Origin of the sequence: uncultured Ralstonia sp., assembly GCA_913056305.1 — a bacterium.
In the GTDB taxonomy this organism is placed as follows: domain Bacteria; phylum Pseudomonadota; class Gammaproteobacteria; order Burkholderiales; family Burkholderiaceae; genus Ralstonia.
Map to the genome: position 1 here is coordinate 1 of CAJXMR010000094.1, position 16521 is coordinate 16521.

At 64.2% G+C, this 16521-nt stretch carries 21 protein-coding genes and 2 pseudogenes; 10 read left to right on the forward strand and 13 right to left on the reverse strand.

Annotated features, from left to right (window positions below; all coding sequences use genetic code 11):
- The 5 genes and pseudogenes from QZ609_RS15220 to QZ609_RS15240 form a co-directional block, all read right to left on the reverse strand.
- Positions 1 to 232, reverse strand: a 232-nt coding sequence (locus tag QZ609_RS15220) for a transposase (RefSeq protein WP_295496403.1), incomplete at its 3' end; no start/stop codon positions are given.
- Positions 233 to 634: 402 nt separating this feature from the next.
- Complete coding sequence (locus QZ609_RS15225; protein ID WP_295496408.1) at positions 635 to 1843, reverse strand: TadG family pilus assembly protein; 1209 nt, start codon at positions 1841 to 1843, stop codon at positions 635 to 637.
- Between the two features lie 9 nt (positions 1844 to 1852).
- Entirely contained in the window at positions 1853 to 2617 is a 765-nt protein-coding gene (locus tag QZ609_RS26785; protein WP_365901668.1) for a TadE/TadG family type IV pilus assembly protein, read from the reverse strand.
- Positions 2618 to 3111: 494 nt separating this feature from the next.
- Positions 3112 to 3486 (reverse strand): annotated as a pseudogene (locus QZ609_RS15235) (recombinase family protein); the annotation flags it as partial.
- Positions 3487 to 3651: 165 nt separating this feature from the next.
- Positions 3652 to 4098: a hypothetical protein gene (locus QZ609_RS15240; protein ID WP_295496411.1), complete on the reverse strand. Its 447-nt coding sequence runs from the start codon at positions 4096 to 4098 to the stop codon at positions 3652 to 3654.
- Positions 4099 to 4201: 103 nt separating this feature from the next.
- Here QZ609_RS15240 and QZ609_RS15245 point away from each other — a divergent pair, with 103 nt between their 5' ends.
- The gene (locus tag QZ609_RS15245; RefSeq protein WP_295496414.1) at positions 4202 to 4426 is read left to right on the forward strand and encodes a hypothetical protein; all 225 of its coding nucleotides are present in this window, start codon (positions 4202 to 4204) and stop codon (positions 4424 to 4426) included.
- A 51-nt stretch (positions 4427 to 4477) separates the two neighbouring features.
- On the opposite strand, the gene QZ609_RS15250 is transcribed toward QZ609_RS15245, so the two are convergent.
- Entirely contained in the window at positions 4478 to 5371 is an 894-nt protein-coding gene (locus QZ609_RS15250; RefSeq protein WP_295496417.1) for a LysR family transcriptional regulator, read from the reverse strand.
- A gap of 44 nt (positions 5372 to 5415) precedes the next feature.
- On the opposite strand from QZ609_RS15250, the gene QZ609_RS15255 reads away from it, so the two are divergent.
- The 4 genes from QZ609_RS15255 to QZ609_RS15270 are packed head-to-tail and all read left to right on the forward strand — an operon-like array spanning position 5416 to position 8139.
- Positions 5416 to 6057, forward strand: coding sequence for an ester cyclase (locus QZ609_RS15255; RefSeq protein ID WP_295496420.1), 642 nt, complete (start codon positions 5416 to 5418; stop codon positions 6055 to 6057).
- Between the two features lie 32 nt (positions 6058 to 6089).
- Entirely contained in the window at positions 6090 to 6806 is a 717-nt protein-coding gene (locus tag QZ609_RS15260; protein WP_295496422.1) for an SDR family oxidoreductase, read from the forward strand.
- A gap of 2 nt (positions 6807 to 6808) precedes the next feature.
- Positions 6809 to 7216 (forward strand): VOC family protein, encoded by a 408-nt coding sequence (locus QZ609_RS15265; RefSeq protein WP_295496424.1) that lies wholly within the window; start codon positions 6809 to 6811, stop codon positions 7214 to 7216.
- A 56-nt stretch (positions 7217 to 7272) separates the two neighbouring features.
- Positions 7273 to 8139 (forward strand): polysaccharide deacetylase family protein, encoded by an 867-nt coding sequence (locus tag QZ609_RS15270; protein ID WP_295496427.1) that lies wholly within the window; start codon positions 7273 to 7275, stop codon positions 8137 to 8139.
- 737 nt (positions 8140 to 8876) lie between these two features.
- Here the strand turns inward: QZ609_RS15270 and QZ609_RS15275 are convergent.
- Together QZ609_RS15275 and QZ609_RS15280 are read right to left on the reverse strand one after the other, a co-directional pair.
- Positions 8877 to 9260, reverse strand: coding sequence for an RcnB family protein (locus QZ609_RS15275; protein WP_295496429.1), 384 nt, complete (start codon positions 9258 to 9260; stop codon positions 8877 to 8879).
- Between the two features lie 148 nt (positions 9261 to 9408).
- On the reverse strand, positions 9409 to 10278 hold the full coding sequence (locus QZ609_RS15280) for an AraC family transcriptional regulator (RefSeq protein WP_295496431.1): 870 nt from the start codon (positions 10276 to 10278) through the stop codon (positions 9409 to 9411).
- A 132-nt stretch (positions 10279 to 10410) separates the two neighbouring features.
- On the opposite strand from QZ609_RS15280, the gene QZ609_RS15285 reads away from it, so the two are divergent.
- The 5 genes from QZ609_RS15285 to QZ609_RS15305 all read left to right on the forward strand — a co-directional run bounded on the left by QZ609_RS15285 (position 10411) and on the right by QZ609_RS15305 (position 14078).
- The gene (locus tag QZ609_RS15285) at positions 10411 to 10959 is read left to right on the forward strand and encodes a carboxymuconolactone decarboxylase family protein (RefSeq protein ID WP_295496434.1); all 549 of its coding nucleotides are present in this window, start codon (positions 10411 to 10413) and stop codon (positions 10957 to 10959) included.
- A 212-nt stretch (positions 10960 to 11171) separates the two neighbouring features.
- Entirely contained in the window at positions 11172 to 11597 is a 426-nt protein-coding gene (locus QZ609_RS15290) for a universal stress protein (RefSeq protein ID WP_295496437.1), read from the forward strand.
- Between the two features lie 114 nt (positions 11598 to 11711).
- The gene (locus QZ609_RS15295) at positions 11712 to 12344 is read left to right on the forward strand and encodes a LysE family translocator (protein WP_295496440.1); all 633 of its coding nucleotides are present in this window, start codon (positions 11712 to 11714) and stop codon (positions 12342 to 12344) included.
- A gap of 128 nt (positions 12345 to 12472) precedes the next feature.
- The gene (locus tag QZ609_RS15300; protein ID WP_295496443.1) at positions 12473 to 13723 is read left to right on the forward strand and encodes a molybdopterin-dependent oxidoreductase; all 1251 of its coding nucleotides are present in this window, start codon (positions 12473 to 12475) and stop codon (positions 13721 to 13723) included.
- Positions 13724 to 13733: 10 nt separating this feature from the next.
- Complete coding sequence (locus tag QZ609_RS15305; protein ID WP_295496446.1) at positions 13734 to 14078, forward strand: cytochrome c; 345 nt, start codon at positions 13734 to 13736, stop codon at positions 14076 to 14078.
- Positions 14079 to 14135: 57 nt separating this feature from the next.
- Here the strand turns inward: QZ609_RS15305 and QZ609_RS15310 are convergent, their stop codons facing one another.
- The 5 genes and pseudogenes from QZ609_RS15310 to QZ609_RS15330 all read right to left on the reverse strand — a co-directional run.
- Entirely contained in the window at positions 14136 to 14363 is a 228-nt protein-coding gene (locus QZ609_RS15310; protein WP_004629370.1) for a sulfurtransferase TusA family protein, read from the reverse strand.
- Between the two features lie 47 nt (positions 14364 to 14410).
- Positions 14411 to 14992: an NUDIX hydrolase gene (locus QZ609_RS15315; RefSeq protein ID WP_295496449.1), complete on the reverse strand. Its 582-nt coding sequence runs from the start codon at positions 14990 to 14992 to the stop codon at positions 14411 to 14413.
- Between the two features lie 15 nt (positions 14993 to 15007).
- A complete protein-coding gene (locus QZ609_RS15320; RefSeq protein WP_295496451.1) occupies positions 15008 to 16045 on the reverse strand; it encodes a low specificity L-threonine aldolase in 1038 nt (345 codons plus the stop codon).
- Between the two features lie 31 nt (positions 16046 to 16076).
- Complete coding sequence (locus tag QZ609_RS15325; RefSeq protein ID WP_295496454.1) at positions 16077 to 16265, reverse strand: 4-oxalocrotonate tautomerase; 189 nt, start codon at positions 16263 to 16265, stop codon at positions 16077 to 16079.
- A gap of 17 nt (positions 16266 to 16282) precedes the next feature.
- Positions 16283 to 16521 (reverse strand): annotated as a pseudogene (locus QZ609_RS15330) (class II aldolase/adducin family protein); the annotation flags it as partial.

The following is a 16521-nucleotide window of genomic DNA, read 5'->3' on the forward strand; positions in this document are numbered from 1 at the left end:
CGCGCTGCAACCGCTTGAGCTCCTCGCGCTCGCTGCTGGTCAGGCCGTCACGTTGGCCGCTGTCGACTTCCTCGCGCTTGACCCAGTCCAGCAGCGTTTGCGGCACGCAGCCAATCTTGGGCGCGATGGATTCAACCGCCGCCCATAGCGATGGATACTCGCCTCGGTGCTCCTGCACCATGCGCACCGCCCGCTCGCGCACCTCGGGTGAGAACTTGTTCGTCTTGTTCATAGCTCCATTCTCTCAAGAGTTGGAGCCTCCTCGAATCCCGGGGCGGTTCAAACACAATCATGAGCACGCTGCCGCCCTCATCGAGGTCGCACGAAGCGGCGTCGCGCCCGGTCCATTCTTAGCGACAGCCAAACACGTACGCCGCGCGAAACTCAGCCATATCGCTTATGACATTCGGTGCAGCAGGTTGATTGCCTGTTGCAGCAGTTGTGTCGCCATCTGTGTGATGTCCGTGAACTCGGCGCTGGCATAGACTACGCCCCCCAACAACGCCGTGACCAAGCTCAGTTTCAGTGCGTCCCTCACGGTCGTTCCCCAATCAACTCTGTGCCACGCAGAGTGCGGCAAGGCGGCACAACGATGCCTTACGGCACAACCGCGTGCTGGCATCACTCTCGAAAGCTATCCAGCCAAGCGCGGTGGCGTGTACGCACCATAGTTGGGACCAACGCCACCCGAATTCACACCCTGGCATTTGTCCGGGTTGTTGCTCATCTCTATCTGTATGTACTTGCCGCTGCCCCCGACCGCCAGGTCGATATGCACGCAGGCAAAAGCCACAATCCGTTGCATGGTCTTGGGCGTGAGGTCCTGCACGACGGGCAGGATGACGTATTCGCACGCCTTGGTGCCGGCAGCGCTGCAATCGTTGACGGAGCTGTAGAGCGTGGTCTTGGTGCCGGGTTGAATGTACGTGCACGTTGAGTCAGGGCTGGGACAGACACCGGCGGGTTGCCCGGTGCTCGCCGGATCAGGATTGCCATTGGCGATCAGATTTCGCACAGTTGGCACATCATTGGCCGTGGTGTCGAAAGTCGTCCACTGACTGGCCTCGCAAGCGCCCGCATGGTAGGACGAGGTGACCCAGAAGATATATGGCTGGCCGACCACCTGCGGGACCGTCTGCCCTGCTGGTGGCGTGGTGCTCGTCGCCGTTTTGGGTTTTCCATTCGCGGAATCCCAATACTGGTCATACATGCATTTCGTAATGGCAACCGGGAACAGGCCGCCCGGGCCGAAGGTGCCTGGGTTGGAGATGACGGCCACCGCCTTCGCGCTGACCGGTACGGTCTTGACGCCAAAGATCTTGGCGAGAAACACCGGCACGCCGCCGCCATTCTCCGCTCCGGCCCGATTGACTGTGACCTGCACCGCCGCCATGGAAACGGCGGGCGACGGCGGGGGCACGGCCTGCAGGCCAGCGACGCTCCCCGTGATGTCCCAATAGCCATACGCCACGTCGCTGGTGTTTCCGACCAGTGTGGCGTGGCTGGATTTGTTGAGGGAAATTGCCTGCACGGCCCGCTGTTGTGCCGTTCCCCAGTCAGGAGCCTTTGCCGTCTGGTTGCTGCACTCGGGGCGTGGATACAAGCAGGGTGCGCCTGCCATGGCAGCGGCGTCGGCGGCATTCTGAAGTTCATTGCGCACGACAAAGAGGTAGCCCATGTCGATCGCCAGCGCGGCAAAACCGAGCAGCATCACCATGGCACCCGCCACCATGACAGCCACGGCACCCCGCTGTGCCTTCGGTTTCGTCGACTTGCGGTCGATGCGTTTGAGCAACTGGCGAGTGTGGGGCGACCACGGGGTGCCGGAGCGAACATGTTTCATGGCTGTTCCTCACTCGTTGTTCATGACCGAAGTGGCGGTCAACAGCAGCGGCCCGGTAAACGGCCTGATGATGGCGCCCAATGCCAGCCCCGAGTAGCTGTAGGAGACCGTCACGGTCAGTGGCGTGCCAAAGCTGCCGCCTTGACCGGACGGCACGGTGACGGTGGGCTGGGCAGTGCCATGCAGGGTGATCAGATGGTTCTGGCAATAGTTGAGCGCGACGTTTTGAATCTCGGTGGTGGTCCTCTTGGGGTTTTTCAGGACCACGCCCGCTCGCGCTGCTTCGCGGCTCGCGTTTGTAATGACAGCTTTGTCATACATCGCGAGGGCAAACTCGATGATGCCGAACAGGAGCAACAGCAGCACTGGTAACACCAATGCAAATTCAACGGCGGCGATGCCGCGCTGATTGCTGCGATGGCTTCGGTCTATCCATCGTACCGCTGCTGAACGCAGCCCGATGCGATGCCCAAGGTCGGCGGAACCGTCGCGGTTCCCGCCCGATTGTCTGTCGGGCTGGCCCGACGCTGGTTCAGAGGAACGTTGTCGTGGCAAACAGGGCGAGCAGTACGCGGGCGGATCAGTCCAATCGTCGCTGGCGGGTGCCGATAGCAACCGGGCGGACGGTCGTTGCCGGAAAGGTACATCTTCGGTGAACTTGTGGCGCGATGAGGGCACGTGCGTCGCCGAGCGCGGCTGAATCGCTGAATTCAACATGTTGTGCACTCCCCATTCCTGCGCCTTGTTTTGGCTCGCCAGCGCCACGCCACGCATGAACCCTCGTCGTCAGATCCAATTTCCGCAACCAGGCTTCAGGTCCATATCGTGCGAAGCATGCCGACCGAGCAGGCCGCCCCGCTTCCAATAGCGCATGGCGATGCCTGTCTTTGTAAGAAAATTTTGGCACTTCGGCGACAAAACGATATCCGCCGGATGAGGGACTCAAGCCGGGCAACGGCAGAACAAACCGTCATCCAAAAGTGTGATTCATCGATGAAACGCGGGTCCCTTGTTTGACAGAGTAGGGGCGTCAAGACTGGCCGCAGAATTGCAGAACCCCGGGATGTCCTACCTCATGCGGGCTGGGGTCCAAATGGCCTGCAGGTCGGACTGGGCAAGAAAATGCCCGCACACGGCGGGCTGAATACACGAGCACCGGGTGGGTAACTTGCCTCAACTGTACGATGCCCACCGTAAGTCCGGGCCATGTGAGATGGAGTGATCGCGCCTTTCGTCTAGCGTGGTCCACTGGGAAAGCGCATACACAGCTCTGCACAATATGTGACCTGAATGCCGGCACGTCGGCAGATGTATTCGTAATAGGCGCTCTCATCGGCATCCTGGAATCGTCCCCACCGGCTGACGTCATAGACCAGGATCATCTCGAAATCGGCATGACCGGATTCGACGTCGCGGATCAATTGCTGCAGGGCTTGTCGTCCGTCGATGCTTAAACCGCTCTTACCCTCGTCAGCATAGGTCCGGACGATCTGGATGCCACGCTGTCGTGCGTACTCGCGGATCTTGTCGGCCTGATTCTCCGTCGAGTACTGCTGGTGCTCGGTGGACATCCGGACGTACTCTGCCGCCCGATTGAGGGTGGGCGCGGACGAGGCATCGTTCGAGTTATTTTTTTGCCACATGGGAGCCGTCCGCGCGGTTGAAAGGTTGGCGCTCTCGGATTCCCGTTGCCAGGCGGTGGCGTCACGAACATTGCTGTCCGACGTGGTATCCCGCCGAATCTCCATCCATACAGAATGCTCGAGAGAGCATTCGAGAACGGTAAGTTCTTGATTTTTCTGTGTCGATCACGTCCTCTCTTTGCACGCGTCCTTTTTGCAGGGGCAGTCGGCGCAGACGGGCTCGATCGCAACCATCCAGGCGGCCTGACCCTCGCGTCGGGGCGCGTCCGCCGGGCGGATCCAGTACAGCCCGGGAGCCATTGGTGACACGTCCATTTTTGCAACGCTGCCCAATGGATCGGAGAATTTCTTCCGTTGCCAGTCCTGGTTGCGCGCCATATCTTCAGGGTGGGCATGCCGGTATTGGCGCCAGTAGCCCGGGTGACGTTTGTGCCAGGCGCGCTGGGCGTCGCGCTGGTTGTCGCGGTAATCGGGATCGCGGCGGAGTTTTTCTCGTTGCCACAGGCGCTTTCGTGCCCGCTGGCAAGCGGGCGATGAGCAGTAGGTCTGGTTCGGGGTCTGGGGGCGCGGCTCGAACAATTCGCCACAGCAGGCGCAGGACTTGTGTGTCATCCAGATCTCCCGTGAAAGTGCATCCGGGGAGACTGTCTACCGTCTTGGCTAATTTGCGGGGGGAAGGAATCGCGGTGCGGAAGTGGGGGGCGGCGGCCAGGAGTTGAAGGACGAGTTCGATCAGCTCTATCTCGAGTCCGCGAGCCGCCGCCGGATGATGTCGATCTCGACCCATGACCGCATCGGAGGCACGCCAGCTCGGGTCAAGGTGCTGGGGGAATTCCTTGCTTACGCGAAGAAGCACCCTGGCGCGGCCTTCGTGCACAAGGACCAGATCGCGCGCTGGGCGCTGGCGATGCCCCAGGTGCCCAGCAAGACATACGGCTGAGCGCTGACTCTGACTGGCCGCATTGGTGTTTCCGGTGACGGCGGCATTGGTTCAAGGCTCCGGCTGCGAGGAGAATTGCGACACCAGCAAATCGATGAACTGTCGGGTCCGGGTGGGCAGGAAGCGACGCGATGTGTAGACGACCTGGATCGGGCTGCTTTCGCCGGTCCATTCAGGCAGGACTTCGACCAGTCGCCCATCACCTAGCTCGGTCGTCACATCCCAGATGGAGCGGCGAACCAGTCCGAGTCCGGCGAGTGCCCAGTCATGCGCCTGCTCGCCGTTGTCGGCAACCATGCGACCGCGGATGCGCACGGTTGTCCATGCGCTTGCGGGGTTGTCCACTGGCCGGAAGCGCCAATCCGCGTTTCCGGAGAGGTTGTGGCTCATTACGATGCAGTCGTGGATCGACAGGTCTGCCGGTGTGTGTGGCGGCTCGCGATCCGCGAGATAGGCCGGCGCCGCACACACCACACGCCGGTTCGGCGCGAGCGTGCGCACCACTAGGCGCGAATCCTCGGCACCGCCGATGCGCACCGCACAGTCGAAACCGCCTTCGATCAGATCCACCACCGAATCCGACAGCGACAGGTGCACGGACAACCCAGGATTGTCGAGTGCGAAGCGCGCCATCACGGGGCCGATCCACCGCCGCCCCAATGCCACCGGTGACGACACGCGCAGGACGCCTCGCGGTCCGAGCGAGCCTCGACCGATCGCCGCCTCCGCCTCCTCCACATCCGCCAGGATGGCCTGGCAACGCTCGAAGTAGATGGCGCCCTCGTCGGTCAGCGACAACCGTCGGGAGTTGCGCTGCAAAAGCCGCGTGCCCAGCGCCGCTTCCAGCCGCGCGAGACGCTTGCTCCCAACGGCAGGCGAAAAACCCAGCTCCCGTCCTGCAGCGGAGAGGCTGCCGGTTGTCACTGTCTGGACGAAAAGTCGCATATCGGCAAGCTCTGGCACATCTTCAACTTTTAAGAATAGATGGTTTGCAAATTTACACTATTTTCACTAATTCGAGAAATATTGAAAATCAGCCTGTCGTGACCATTCCGGGCACAAAAAGGAGTTTGATGATGATTGCAACTCAGTCTTTCGGCCGCAGCCTTGCTGTCGCCGCCCTCATGGCCCTCGCTCTTCCGGGCCTTGCACTTGCGCAGGCGAGCACGTCCCTGCCTGAGCCGGACCACACGGTCGCGGATCGCTCCATCGGCAAGGTACAAAGCGCCGCGATGACGCTGGCTGCGCGCCGCTATTTCGCTTTCTGGAACACCGGCGACGAAAGCTTCGCTCGGCTCGCCCTGTCGCCCGATTTCATTGACCGCACCTTGCCGCCGGGAAGACCGCAGGGTCTGAACGGGCCGCTGTTCGCTTCGAAGAACTTCCGCGCCGCTGTGCCGGATCTAAAGGTCGAGGTGCAGGAAATGATGCTTGTCGGCGACCGCGTGGTGGGCCGCCTGCGCTTCACTGGCCACTACACCGGCAGCTTCCAGGGCAAGGCCGGCGATGGTCGCCCCGTCGACTTCATCGCAACGGACATCTACCGCGTCGCCAATGGCCGGATCGCCGAGAACTGGCACCTCGAGGACAACCTGACGCTGCTTCAGCAACTCGGCGTCGTGCATCCCTGATCGCCCGTCTGTCTTTTTCCAAGGAGTCATTCATGTCTCTTTCCAATCAAACCGTTGTTGTGATCGGCGGCAGCTCGGGCATCGGCTTGGCCGTTGCGCGCGGTGCGCTGCAGCTCGGTGCTCGCGTCATCGTCGGAGGACGCGATGCGGAACGGCTTGCCGCTGCTGCGGCGTCGAGTCCTGGGCTCGAAACAGCGACTCTCGACATCACCCGTGAAGACGAGCTGGCCGCCTTCTTCGAGCGCACCGGCGCGCTCGACCACCTTGTGGTGACAGCGGGCGCGTTGATCGGCTCTTCGCCGCTGCGCACACTCGACGTCGCTGTGATGCGCGAAGCCTTCGATGTCAAGCTGACCGGCAGCCTCGTCGCGGCCAAGCACGCGGCGCGGCAGCTGCGGCCGGGCGGTTCGATCGGTTTCACTTCCGGCGTGCTGGCGCGCAAGCCCTCGCCCCATGCGGTCGTGAAGACAGCCGTCAATGCGGCGCTGGAGGCCGCGGCTCGGCAACTGGCGCGCGAGCTCGCACCGTTGCGGGTGTACGCGATCAGCCCTGGCCCGGTGAATACACCGAGTTGGCGGCTGATGGACGACACAAGCCGGACCGCCATGTTCGACAAGCTCAGCAGCACCTTGCCGGTGGGCTTCGCGGCCAGCGATGATGACACCGCCGCTGGCTATCTGTTCGCGATGCAGGCGCGCGCGCTTACGGGCGCGGTAATCGATCTCGACAGCGGCGCGCTGGTGGCCTGAACATGACGGCTTCTGCGTTTGCGCAGCTCGATCACGTGCTGCTCGTGGTGAGCGAAGCGCAACCGACGCTCTCGTTTCTCACGGGCGTGGTCGGCCTGCGTGTTGGCCCCCGGCCGCCGTTTCGCTTTCCCGGCTGGTGGCTTTACGCGGGCGAGCGAGCGGCAGTGCACATGGCGTTGCGCGACAACGGCGAGGCGCTTGGGGAGCAAGTAGGCGCGCAGCGCGGCCCGGGCGGCGGCGTGGTCGATCACGTCGCCTTCAGCATCCCGGATGCGCAAGCGATCCGTCAACGACTTATTGACGGCAACTGGTCGTTTCACGAAGCCGTCGTGCCCGAGACTGGCGAGCGCCAGTTCTTCATCGCGATTCCCCAGGGCCCCGTGGTCGAGCTTGTGACAGCCACGAGCTGAAAGACGGACCAAGGCATTTTCGTCCCTCTTCATTTCACTCCAACGAAAGGTTCACCATGACTTCATCCCAAGCACCCAACCGCATTTTCTGGCCCGATGGCATCCGCCTGGTACTTTCCATCTCCATGCAGTTCGAAGCCGGCGCACAGAGCGAGCACAACAACGGCGCTCCATTCCCGCCACTCGCCGAGAACGTGCCCGATCTGCCGGCCCGCACCTGGTTCGACTATGGCGTGCTCGAAGGCATTCCGCGCATGCTCGACCTGTGGGAGAAGCACGACGTGCAGGTGACATCGCACATGACTGGCCAAGCGGTCGAGCGCAATCCGGCGCTTGCGCGCGAAATCGTCTCCCGCGGCCATGAAGCGGCGGCGCATGGTCAGACCTGGACGCCACACTGGACCTTGAGCGAAGCCGAAGAGCGCGCCTCCTATGCAGCCAATATCGCGGCCATCGAAAAGGCTACTGGCACGCGACCGGTCGGCTTCAACGCGTTCTGGCTGCGCGGCACGCCGAATACGCTGAGCGTGCTCCAGGGCTTGGGCTTCACGTATCACATCGACGACCTGTCAAGCGACCAGCCGATGACCACGGTGGTCAACGGCAAGCCCTTCGCGATCGTGCCCTACACGCTGCGCAACAACGACATCGCCCGCTACGGCGCCGAAGGCCCGCTCACGGCATCGGCCTTCGGGCAGGAACTGAAGGACGAGTTCGACCAGCTCTACGAAGAAGCCGGCTACCGTCGCCGGATGATGTCGATCTCGACTCACGACCGCATCGGCGGCACGCCGGCACGCGTGAAGGTGCTGGGCGATTTCTTGCGCTACGCGAAGCAGCATCCGGGTGTGGTGTTCATGCGCAAGGACCGGATCGCGCAACTGGCATTGAGCATGCCAGACGTGCCGGTCAAAGAACTCTGATCATCCGCACGGGAGGCCTGTCGCCACTGGTCGACTATTTGGCCAATTTGATCGTATGTCTTAGCTCGCAGCGAAGGGCCGACCGCCATTCGTGCCGAGTTATGGTCCCACCAGATCTTGACCCAGACGGAGCATGAGCTCTCGTCGTAGTTGATCAAGCTCGCGTCGGAAAGCCTTGCAAGGACCGGAAGGAGCTGCTCGGAGGTCCACCCCATCTTCGCTGCAGCGACGTGGGGAAAGCGCGACTGTCTCCGATGCTTGGACTGACTATCTCAACGATCTGCGCACCAAGATCTCCCCGAAACCCGTACCGCTGGCCCTCGACCCCTACTTCGTGGCGGACAATGGTGATCGCCTCAATGCCCCCATCATGGTCCCACCACGACGTGTCAGGGATGATGCACAGCGCGTTTGCTGGCAGTTGTAGTACTCAGCTTCCGGGTGTTGTCCCATGGCGTTGTCAGTGGGCGCGGCGGTGTCTGCTTCGATTGACAAACGAGGGATCGAACTGCCGATCACGCAGCGGCGGGACCCACGCAGGCCGCGCCGAGGTAATCTGCGGGCTGGGGCAGACGCGGACAACAGTTCGAATCTTTGCTCTCAGACCCACAGAAAGCCCCATGCGTTGAGAGAGTGGGTTGGATTTGAGGGGGCGAGTGCACCACCAGCATTCCGAAACGAAAAACCCGCGACAGCGCAAGCTTCGCGGGTTTTTTGTTGCCCTGCCGAGGATCGCGTTATCCGCCGATCATCACGTTGAAGACGATGCCCGTCGGCGCGACGAGGTAGTAGTCGCCGCCAACGCCCACCCAGTGATAACCGCGCGGCGGCGGCGCCAGGCGATGCTCGCGCCAGTCGTCGATGACGTATTGGCGATCGCGGTATTCCGGTGGAATCCGCTCGCCCTTGCCCCAGCGGTGCGGGCCCATGCGATCAGCACGGCGGTCGATGTCGACGCGGTCGCGATCGCCACGGTCACCGCGGTCGCCACGATCACGCTCTTCATAGCGGTGGTCGCGGTCTCCGCGATGGTCACGGTCGCGGTCCTGCGCATGGCCCGCCAGGGGGGCCAGCGCCGAGGCTGCCAGCAGCAAGGAAGTCAGGATCTTGGCTTTCTGCATCGATGTGCTCCCAGAACGTCCGGACGGTGCCGGACCGTGCTTCCAGTCTAGGCCGCACCGCCCACCTAGGCTGTGACCAACACCGTTAAGGATGTAACCGAAGATTTTGTGCCGCGGACGGCGCTTTTCCCACGTGCCCGCGTGACGCTCAAGCCAACCCGAGTTGCTTGCGCCAATCGCGCGGCGACACCCCGGTGCGCTCCTTGAACACGCGCGACAACGCCGACGGCCCCGCGTAGCCAAGCTCCTCGGCCAGCAGCTTGATCGGCCGCCCTTCACGCAGGCGCGTCTGGGCGAGTGAGACGCGCCAGTCGACCACGTAGTCTGCCGGCGTCTGCCCGACGATCTGCTTGAAGGCGGCCGCAAAGGCGCTGCGCGACATGCCCGCCTGCACGGCCATCGCGTCGAGCGTCCAGGCCGCGCCGGGCGCCCCGTGCACGGCCACCATCGCGCGGGCCAGGCGCAGGTCCGACAGCCCGGCGATCAGGCCCGGCTGGATGCCGGCCTCCTCCGGATGATCGAGCAGCCAGCGCAGGAGCTGGATGCACACCACATCGAACAGGCGGTCGGCCAGCACGCGCTGGCCGCAACGTACGCGATCGGTCTCGGCAAACAGCAGGGCCAGCGCGGGCTCCAGGCCTTCGACCTTGTCCAGCGGCAGGACCATCAACGCGGGCAGGCCACGCGCCAGCGGGTTGAGCGCACCGCCATCGAAATCGAGCGTGGCGCAGGTGAAGTCCGACCCATCGACGGGCGGATTGTGGAAGCTATGCGCGGCCGGACGTGGATAGAACAGCACACACGGAGCAGCCACGCGCACGTGGGTCGGCAGCCCGTCCACCGCGTTCGGATGCGTGACCTCCAGCTCACCGCGCCGCAGCACGTGCAGGAACCCCTGCCCGGCCTCCGGCGTGAACTGCGTGACACCACACAGCGCCCCGGAATAGAACAGGCGCGCCCGCACGCGAAAGCGCTCCAGCAGGCCTGACAGGCGATCCAGCGGGGTTCCGGCAGTCATTGGACGAATTGGCATGAAGTTAAAACGAAATCGTCCCAATCATACATCCCCGCCCACCATACTGCTCACACGTCGATGGCGCACCTTGCGCGCCCGGCGCCCCGATCCAATCGACTTTCCAGGAGTGTTTCCATGACTGCCCGCGTTCCCCTGCTCGACCGCGCCACCGCCCCGATCGACAGCAAGCCCGTCCTCGACCAGATCCATGGCGCGTTCGGCACCGCGCCCAACATGTTCCGCGCGGTGGCCAACTCGCCGGCGGCGCTCACCTCGATGTGGGCCGCGTTCGGTGCGCTCGGCCACGGTCGCATCCCGGCACAGCTCGGCGAGAAGATCGCCGTGGCGGTGGCGGACCGCAACCGCTGCGAGTACTGCCTGGCCGCCCACACGGCACTGGGCAAGAAGGCCGGCGCATCCGGCCACGACATGGCCGAAGCCCAGGCTGGCCGTGCCGCCGATGCCAAGACGGCGGCCGCGCTCACCTTCGCGCTCAAGCTGGTCGAGCAGCGCGGCCAGGTTGGCGACGCCGATGTGCAGGCACTGCGCGCGGCCGGCTTCGACGATGGCGAGATCGTCGAGATCCTGGCGCACGTTGCGCTGAACCTCTTCACCAACTACGTCAACGTGGCCTTCAACGTGCCGGTGGATTTCCCGGGCGTGAAGCTGCTGGCAGCGGCCTGACCCGCATGCGGGGCGCCCGGACAGCATCCTGGCGCCCCATGCATTTACACGTTCTTTACATCGCAGGCGATCTCTTTACACCATCTTTGCGGCGTGGTCCGTATAAAGAAAGCAAGGGCCGTGCATGACAACACGGACCGCTGCCCGGCACCGCAGGCAACTACCCGACAACCAGCCTGCCACCGGTCGATCCACGCGAAGAGAGACGCACGATGTTGAAACTCCTGGTCCCCGTCAATGGTTCGAAGCACGCACTGGATGCCGTCCGCCACGCCGCCTTCCTGTATCGGGATCGCTGCGCCTCCAACATCGTGCTGCTGAACGTGCAGGAGCCGATCGAAGGCGGCCGCGCGAGCGCGTATCACCGCCTGGAGACGCTGCGCAAACTCGAAGAACAAAGTGGCGAAGAAGCGCTGCGCCAGGCCCGCAGCATCCTCGACGATGCCGGCGCCAGCTACGTGGCCGAGGTCAAGGTCGGCCCGGTGGCGCAGACCATCGCACAGGCCGCCGCCGCCAATGAATGCGACATGATCGTGATGGGCACCGCCGCGCGCACCGCGCTGGGCTCGCTGATGTCGAGCCGGCTGTCGAACCACCTGATCCGGATCTCTCGGGTGCCGGTCACGCTGGTCAAATAACCCCGCAACGACACCGATACAGAATCCGTCAAATTTCTGGATTTCTGTACCTGTCGGCCGATTGCCCCCGCAGGTAGCCTGCAAGCTCATCGTCCCCGCTTGCAGGTCCTGCCCATGCCCACCCTCACCAACCTCCTCACCTTTGCCCTGGTCGCGCTGGGCATGGTGCTGACGCCCGGCCCGAACATGATCTACCTGATCTCACGTTCGATCTGCCAGGGGCGCAATGCGGGGCTGGTGTCGCTGGCGGGCATCGCCACCGGGTTCGTGTTCTACATGCTGTGCGCGGCGTTCGGCATTACCGCGCTGCTGATGGCGGTGCCGTTTGCCTATGACGCGCTGCGTTTCGGCGGCGCGATCTACCTGCTGTATCTGGCCTGGCAGGCGGTACGTCCGGGCGGCCGCACGCCGTTCCAGGTGCGCGAGCTGCCGGTGGACAGCCCACGCAAGCTCTACACGATGGGGCTGCTGACCAGCATGCTCAACCCGAAGGTGGCGGTGCTGTACCTGTCGCTGCTGCCGCAGTTCATCGAGCCGGCGCACGGCAGCGTGCTGGTGCAGTCGGTTTGCCTGGGCGTCACGCAAATCTGCGTGAGCGTGACGGTCAACAGCATGATCGCCTCCACGGCGGGCAGCATCGCGTCGTTCCTCTCGCGCAAGCCGAGCTGGCTGTCGATGCAGCGCTACCTGATGGGCTCGGTGCTGACCGGCCTGGCACTGCGCATGGCGATGGAAGCGCGCAAGTAGGCAAGTCAGTCACGTGACGGTGTGCCCACCACGCGGCGCACCATCACGACCGCCGACAATCCCGATTGACACCGCCGCCGCCATGTCCTTGGATACCTTTCGTGAATCGATTCCAAGGAGACGACGGCATGCATCCAGATGATCCGCTGCAACGCACCACGCGGCGCAGCGTACTCAAGGCCCTCGGCACGCTCGGTGCGGGCGCCACGCTCGGCCACCCGGCACTGACCGCACTGGCCGCGACCACCGGGCATATCACCCTGCCCTTCGACAACGGCGAACGCGAGCTGGTGGCCTTCCCGCAAAAGCGCCCGCTGATCCTGCTGACCAGCCGGCCGCCGCAGCTGGAGACACCGTTTGCGGTGTTCAACGACGGCGCCCTCACGCCGAATGACGCGTTCTTCGTGCGCTACCACTGGAGCGGCATCCCCACCTCGATCGACCCGCAAACGTATCGCCTGAAAGTGGGCGGCAACGTCAATGCACCGCTCGACCTGTCGCTGGCCGACCTCAGGGCGCTGGGCGAGGCGCGCGAGATCGTCGCGGTCAACCAGTGCTCGGGCAACGGGCGCGCCTACTCCCAGCCGCGTGTCGGCGGCGGGCAGCTCGCCAACGGCGCGATGGGCAATGCGCGCTGGACGGGTGTGCCGCTCAAGCAGGTGCTGGAAAAAGCCGGTGTGCGCGCGGGCAGCGTGCAGGTGGTGTTTGACGGCCTCGACCGCCCGCCGCTGGCCGATGCCAACAGCCCCAAGTTCCTCAAGGCGCTCGAGATCGACCACGCGCTCGACGGCGAGGTGATGATCGCCTGGGCCATGAACGGCGCCGATCTGCCCATGCTCAACGGCTACCCGATCCGCCTGATCGTGCCCGGCTACTACGGCACGTACTGGCTCAAGCACCTGACCAGCATCCAGGTGGTGGACAAACCGTTCGACGGTTTCTGGATGCGCGCGGCCTACCGCATTCCCGACAACCCGTGCGCCTGCGTGGCGCCCGGCACCGCCCCCGCAAAGACCACGCCCATCGGCCGCTTCAACGTGCGCTCGTTCATCACCAGCCTGGCCGATGGCGCGACGGTTGCGGCCGGGCGCGAGCACATCGTGCGCGGCATCGCCTTCGATGGCGGCTACGGCATCACCGAGGTCGCGTTCTCGGCGGACGGCGGGCGCACGTGGACGGAAGCGCAGTTGGGCGAAGACCTGGGCAAGTACTCCTTCCGGGAATGGCGCGCGCCGTTCAAGCCGGCCCGGCCCGGCGCGTACGAACTGAAGGTGCGGGCCGTCAATCGCATCGGCCAGAGCCAGCCGACGACGGCGCTGTGGAACCCGCCGGGCTACATGCGCAATGTGGTGGAAACCACGCACGTGACCGTCGCCTGAGGAGGCCGCCATGCTCGATCGCAAGACGCTGCAAGCCGGCTTTGCACTCACGGCGCTCCTCGGTGCCACGGCCGCATACGCGCTCGATATCACGCTGCCGCCCGAGACCGCCCAATACAAGCCGAGCGACCTGCCCGGCTACAAGCTCGTGCTGCAGAACTGCATGATCTGCCACGCCGCGCAGTACGTGCAGACACAGCCGCCCACGCTACCGCGCAGCTACTGGGAGGCCACCGTCAAGAAGATGAAGACGCCGTTCGGCGCGCCATTCCCGGAAGAGGACATCCCGGCGATGGTCGATTATCTGGTGAAGACCTACGGCGCCGAGCGCGCCCCATCCGGCACCACGAAATGACAACGGGGCGATCCGGCCAAACCGGATCGCCCCGCTTGTCTGGTGCGCGCGGCCGGCTCAGCGGCGGCGCATGTAGAACGTGAAGACCTTGTCGTGCTCGCTGTGCTCGAGCAGCTCGTTGCCGGTCTGCTTGGCGAAGGCCTGGAAGTCGCGCGTGGCGCCGGGGTCGGTGGCGAGAATCTTGAGCACGTCGCCGCTCTGCATGTCGGCGAGCGCCTTCTTCGTGCGCAGGATGGGCAGCGGGCAGTTCAGGCCGCGTGCGTCGATTTCCTTCTGGAACTCCATGTCTTCCTCTGGGGTGCGGGCGAGCCGCCCGGGGCAGCTCGCGTGAATCATTCCGGTATTGTAGCGAGCCGCGTCGGCTGCCACTGACGCGACGGCGGCTCGGCCGGCTCGCCGGTGTGGATGTCGAAGAAGCTGACCGGCAGGCCGCGCGCGGTGAGGAAATCGGCCACGGCATAGCCGGTGCCGGCCGTCCATGGACGCACCTTGTCGAACGGCTTCAGGCGGTATTCGGCCAGCTCTTCCGACAGTTCGATCTCGCCATCGGCCACCACGTGGTAGGCGATGATCAGCTCGTTCTTGCGGATGAACTCATACACACCGATCAGCGAGATCGATTGCGCGTCGAGGTTGGTCTCTTCCTTCAGCTCGCGGGCGATGCCGTCTTCCGGTGTCTCGTCGCGCTCCAGGAAGCCCGTGACGAGCGCGAACATGCCCGCGGGCCACAGCGCATTGCGCGCCAGTAACAGTTGCCCACGATACTCGACCACCGCCGCCAGCACCGGCAGCGGGTTGTTCCAGTGGACGAAGCCGCAGTCCGGCGCGGGGCACGCAATGCGCACGCGACCGGCGTTGTGCTGCTCAACCAGCGGCGTGGCGCATTGCGGGCAGAAGCGGTAGTCGAAGCTCATGGCAATGATCTTGGATTAGGCGGCTTGCTCGCAGGCGAGGCGGATGTCGGCGGCGAATGCCTCGACCGTCTCGGGCTGCAGATCCCAGGAACACATCAGGCGGCAGCCGCCCGCGCCGATGAAGGTGTAGAAGCGCCAACCGCGCGCGCGCAGCGCCTCGATGGCGGGCAACGGCAGCTCGGCAAACACGGCGTTCGATTCGGTCGGGAACATGATGCGCACGCCCGGCACATCGACGATGCGCGCGTGCAGCAGTTGCGCCATCGCGTTGGCATGACGCGCGTTGCGCAGCCAGACGTCGTTCTCCAGCAAACCCAGCCACGGCGCGGAGATGAAGCGCATCTTGGAGGCGAGCTGCCCGGCCTGCTTGACGCGATACGCGAAGTCCTCGGCCAGGCGACGATCGAAGAAGACCACCGCCTCGCCCACCGGCAGGCCGTTCTTGGTGCCGCCGAAGCACAGTACGTCAACGCCCGCGCGCCAGGTGATCTCCGATGGATGCACGCCGAGCGACGCCACCGCGTTGGCGAAACGCGCGCCGTCCATGTGCACGCGCAACTGGCGGCGCTTGGCGATGGCGGCAATCGCGCGCACCTCGTCCACCGTGTAGACCGTGCCGACTTCGGTCGACTGCGTGAGCGAGACGACCTTGGGCTTCGGGTAGTGGATGTCGGAGCGGCGCGTGACCAGCGCTTCCACCGCGTCGGGCGTGAGCTTGCCGTTCTCGCCCTTGGCGGTCAGCAGCTTGGAGCCGTTGGAGAAGAATTCGGGGCCACCGCACTCGTCCGTCTCGATGTGCGCCAGCTCGTGGCAGATGACGGAGTGGTACGACTGGCACAGCGACGACAGCGCCAGCGAGTTGGCCGCCGTGCCGTTGAAGACGAAGAAGACTTCACAGTCGGTCTCGAACAGGTCGCGGATGCGATCGCACACGCGCTGGGTCCAGGAGTCGTCGCCATAGGCCGGCTCGTGACCGCTGCCGTTGGCTTCGAGAAAGTACTTCAGCGATTCCGGACAGAAGCCGGCGTAGTTGTCGGAGGCGAAGTGCTGCATGGTGGGCCGGCGAGAGGGAAGTGGAAGGAGGTTACTTCTGTTCGGACCAGAGCACACCGCCGGTCGCCCAGTTCTCGCGCTTGACGTCGTTGATGATGATGTCGACCGAGCCCGGCGCACAGCCCAGGGTCTCACACGTGACGCGGGTCACTTCTTCGACCAGCTTCTTCTTCTGCTCGGCGGTGCGGCCCTCGAACATCTCGATATGGAAAGTCGGCATGGTGTTCCTTCGTTGAATTAGTCGCGATACGACCGATCAATTTTATCCAGTTTGCGCAGCAGCGCTGGCCACTCCAGTACTCCCTCGATGGCGCCGCCGTCTTCAAGCTGCTCGGCGGCTCGGTCGGCCACCTGTGGCGTGGGCGAGATGACCTCGCCACCGGTCAGCGCCTGGATCTGGATCTCGCAGGCCTTGATCAGGGTGGCCATCAGCACGTGCGCCTCGGCCACGGTACGGCCGATGGTGAGCGTGCCGT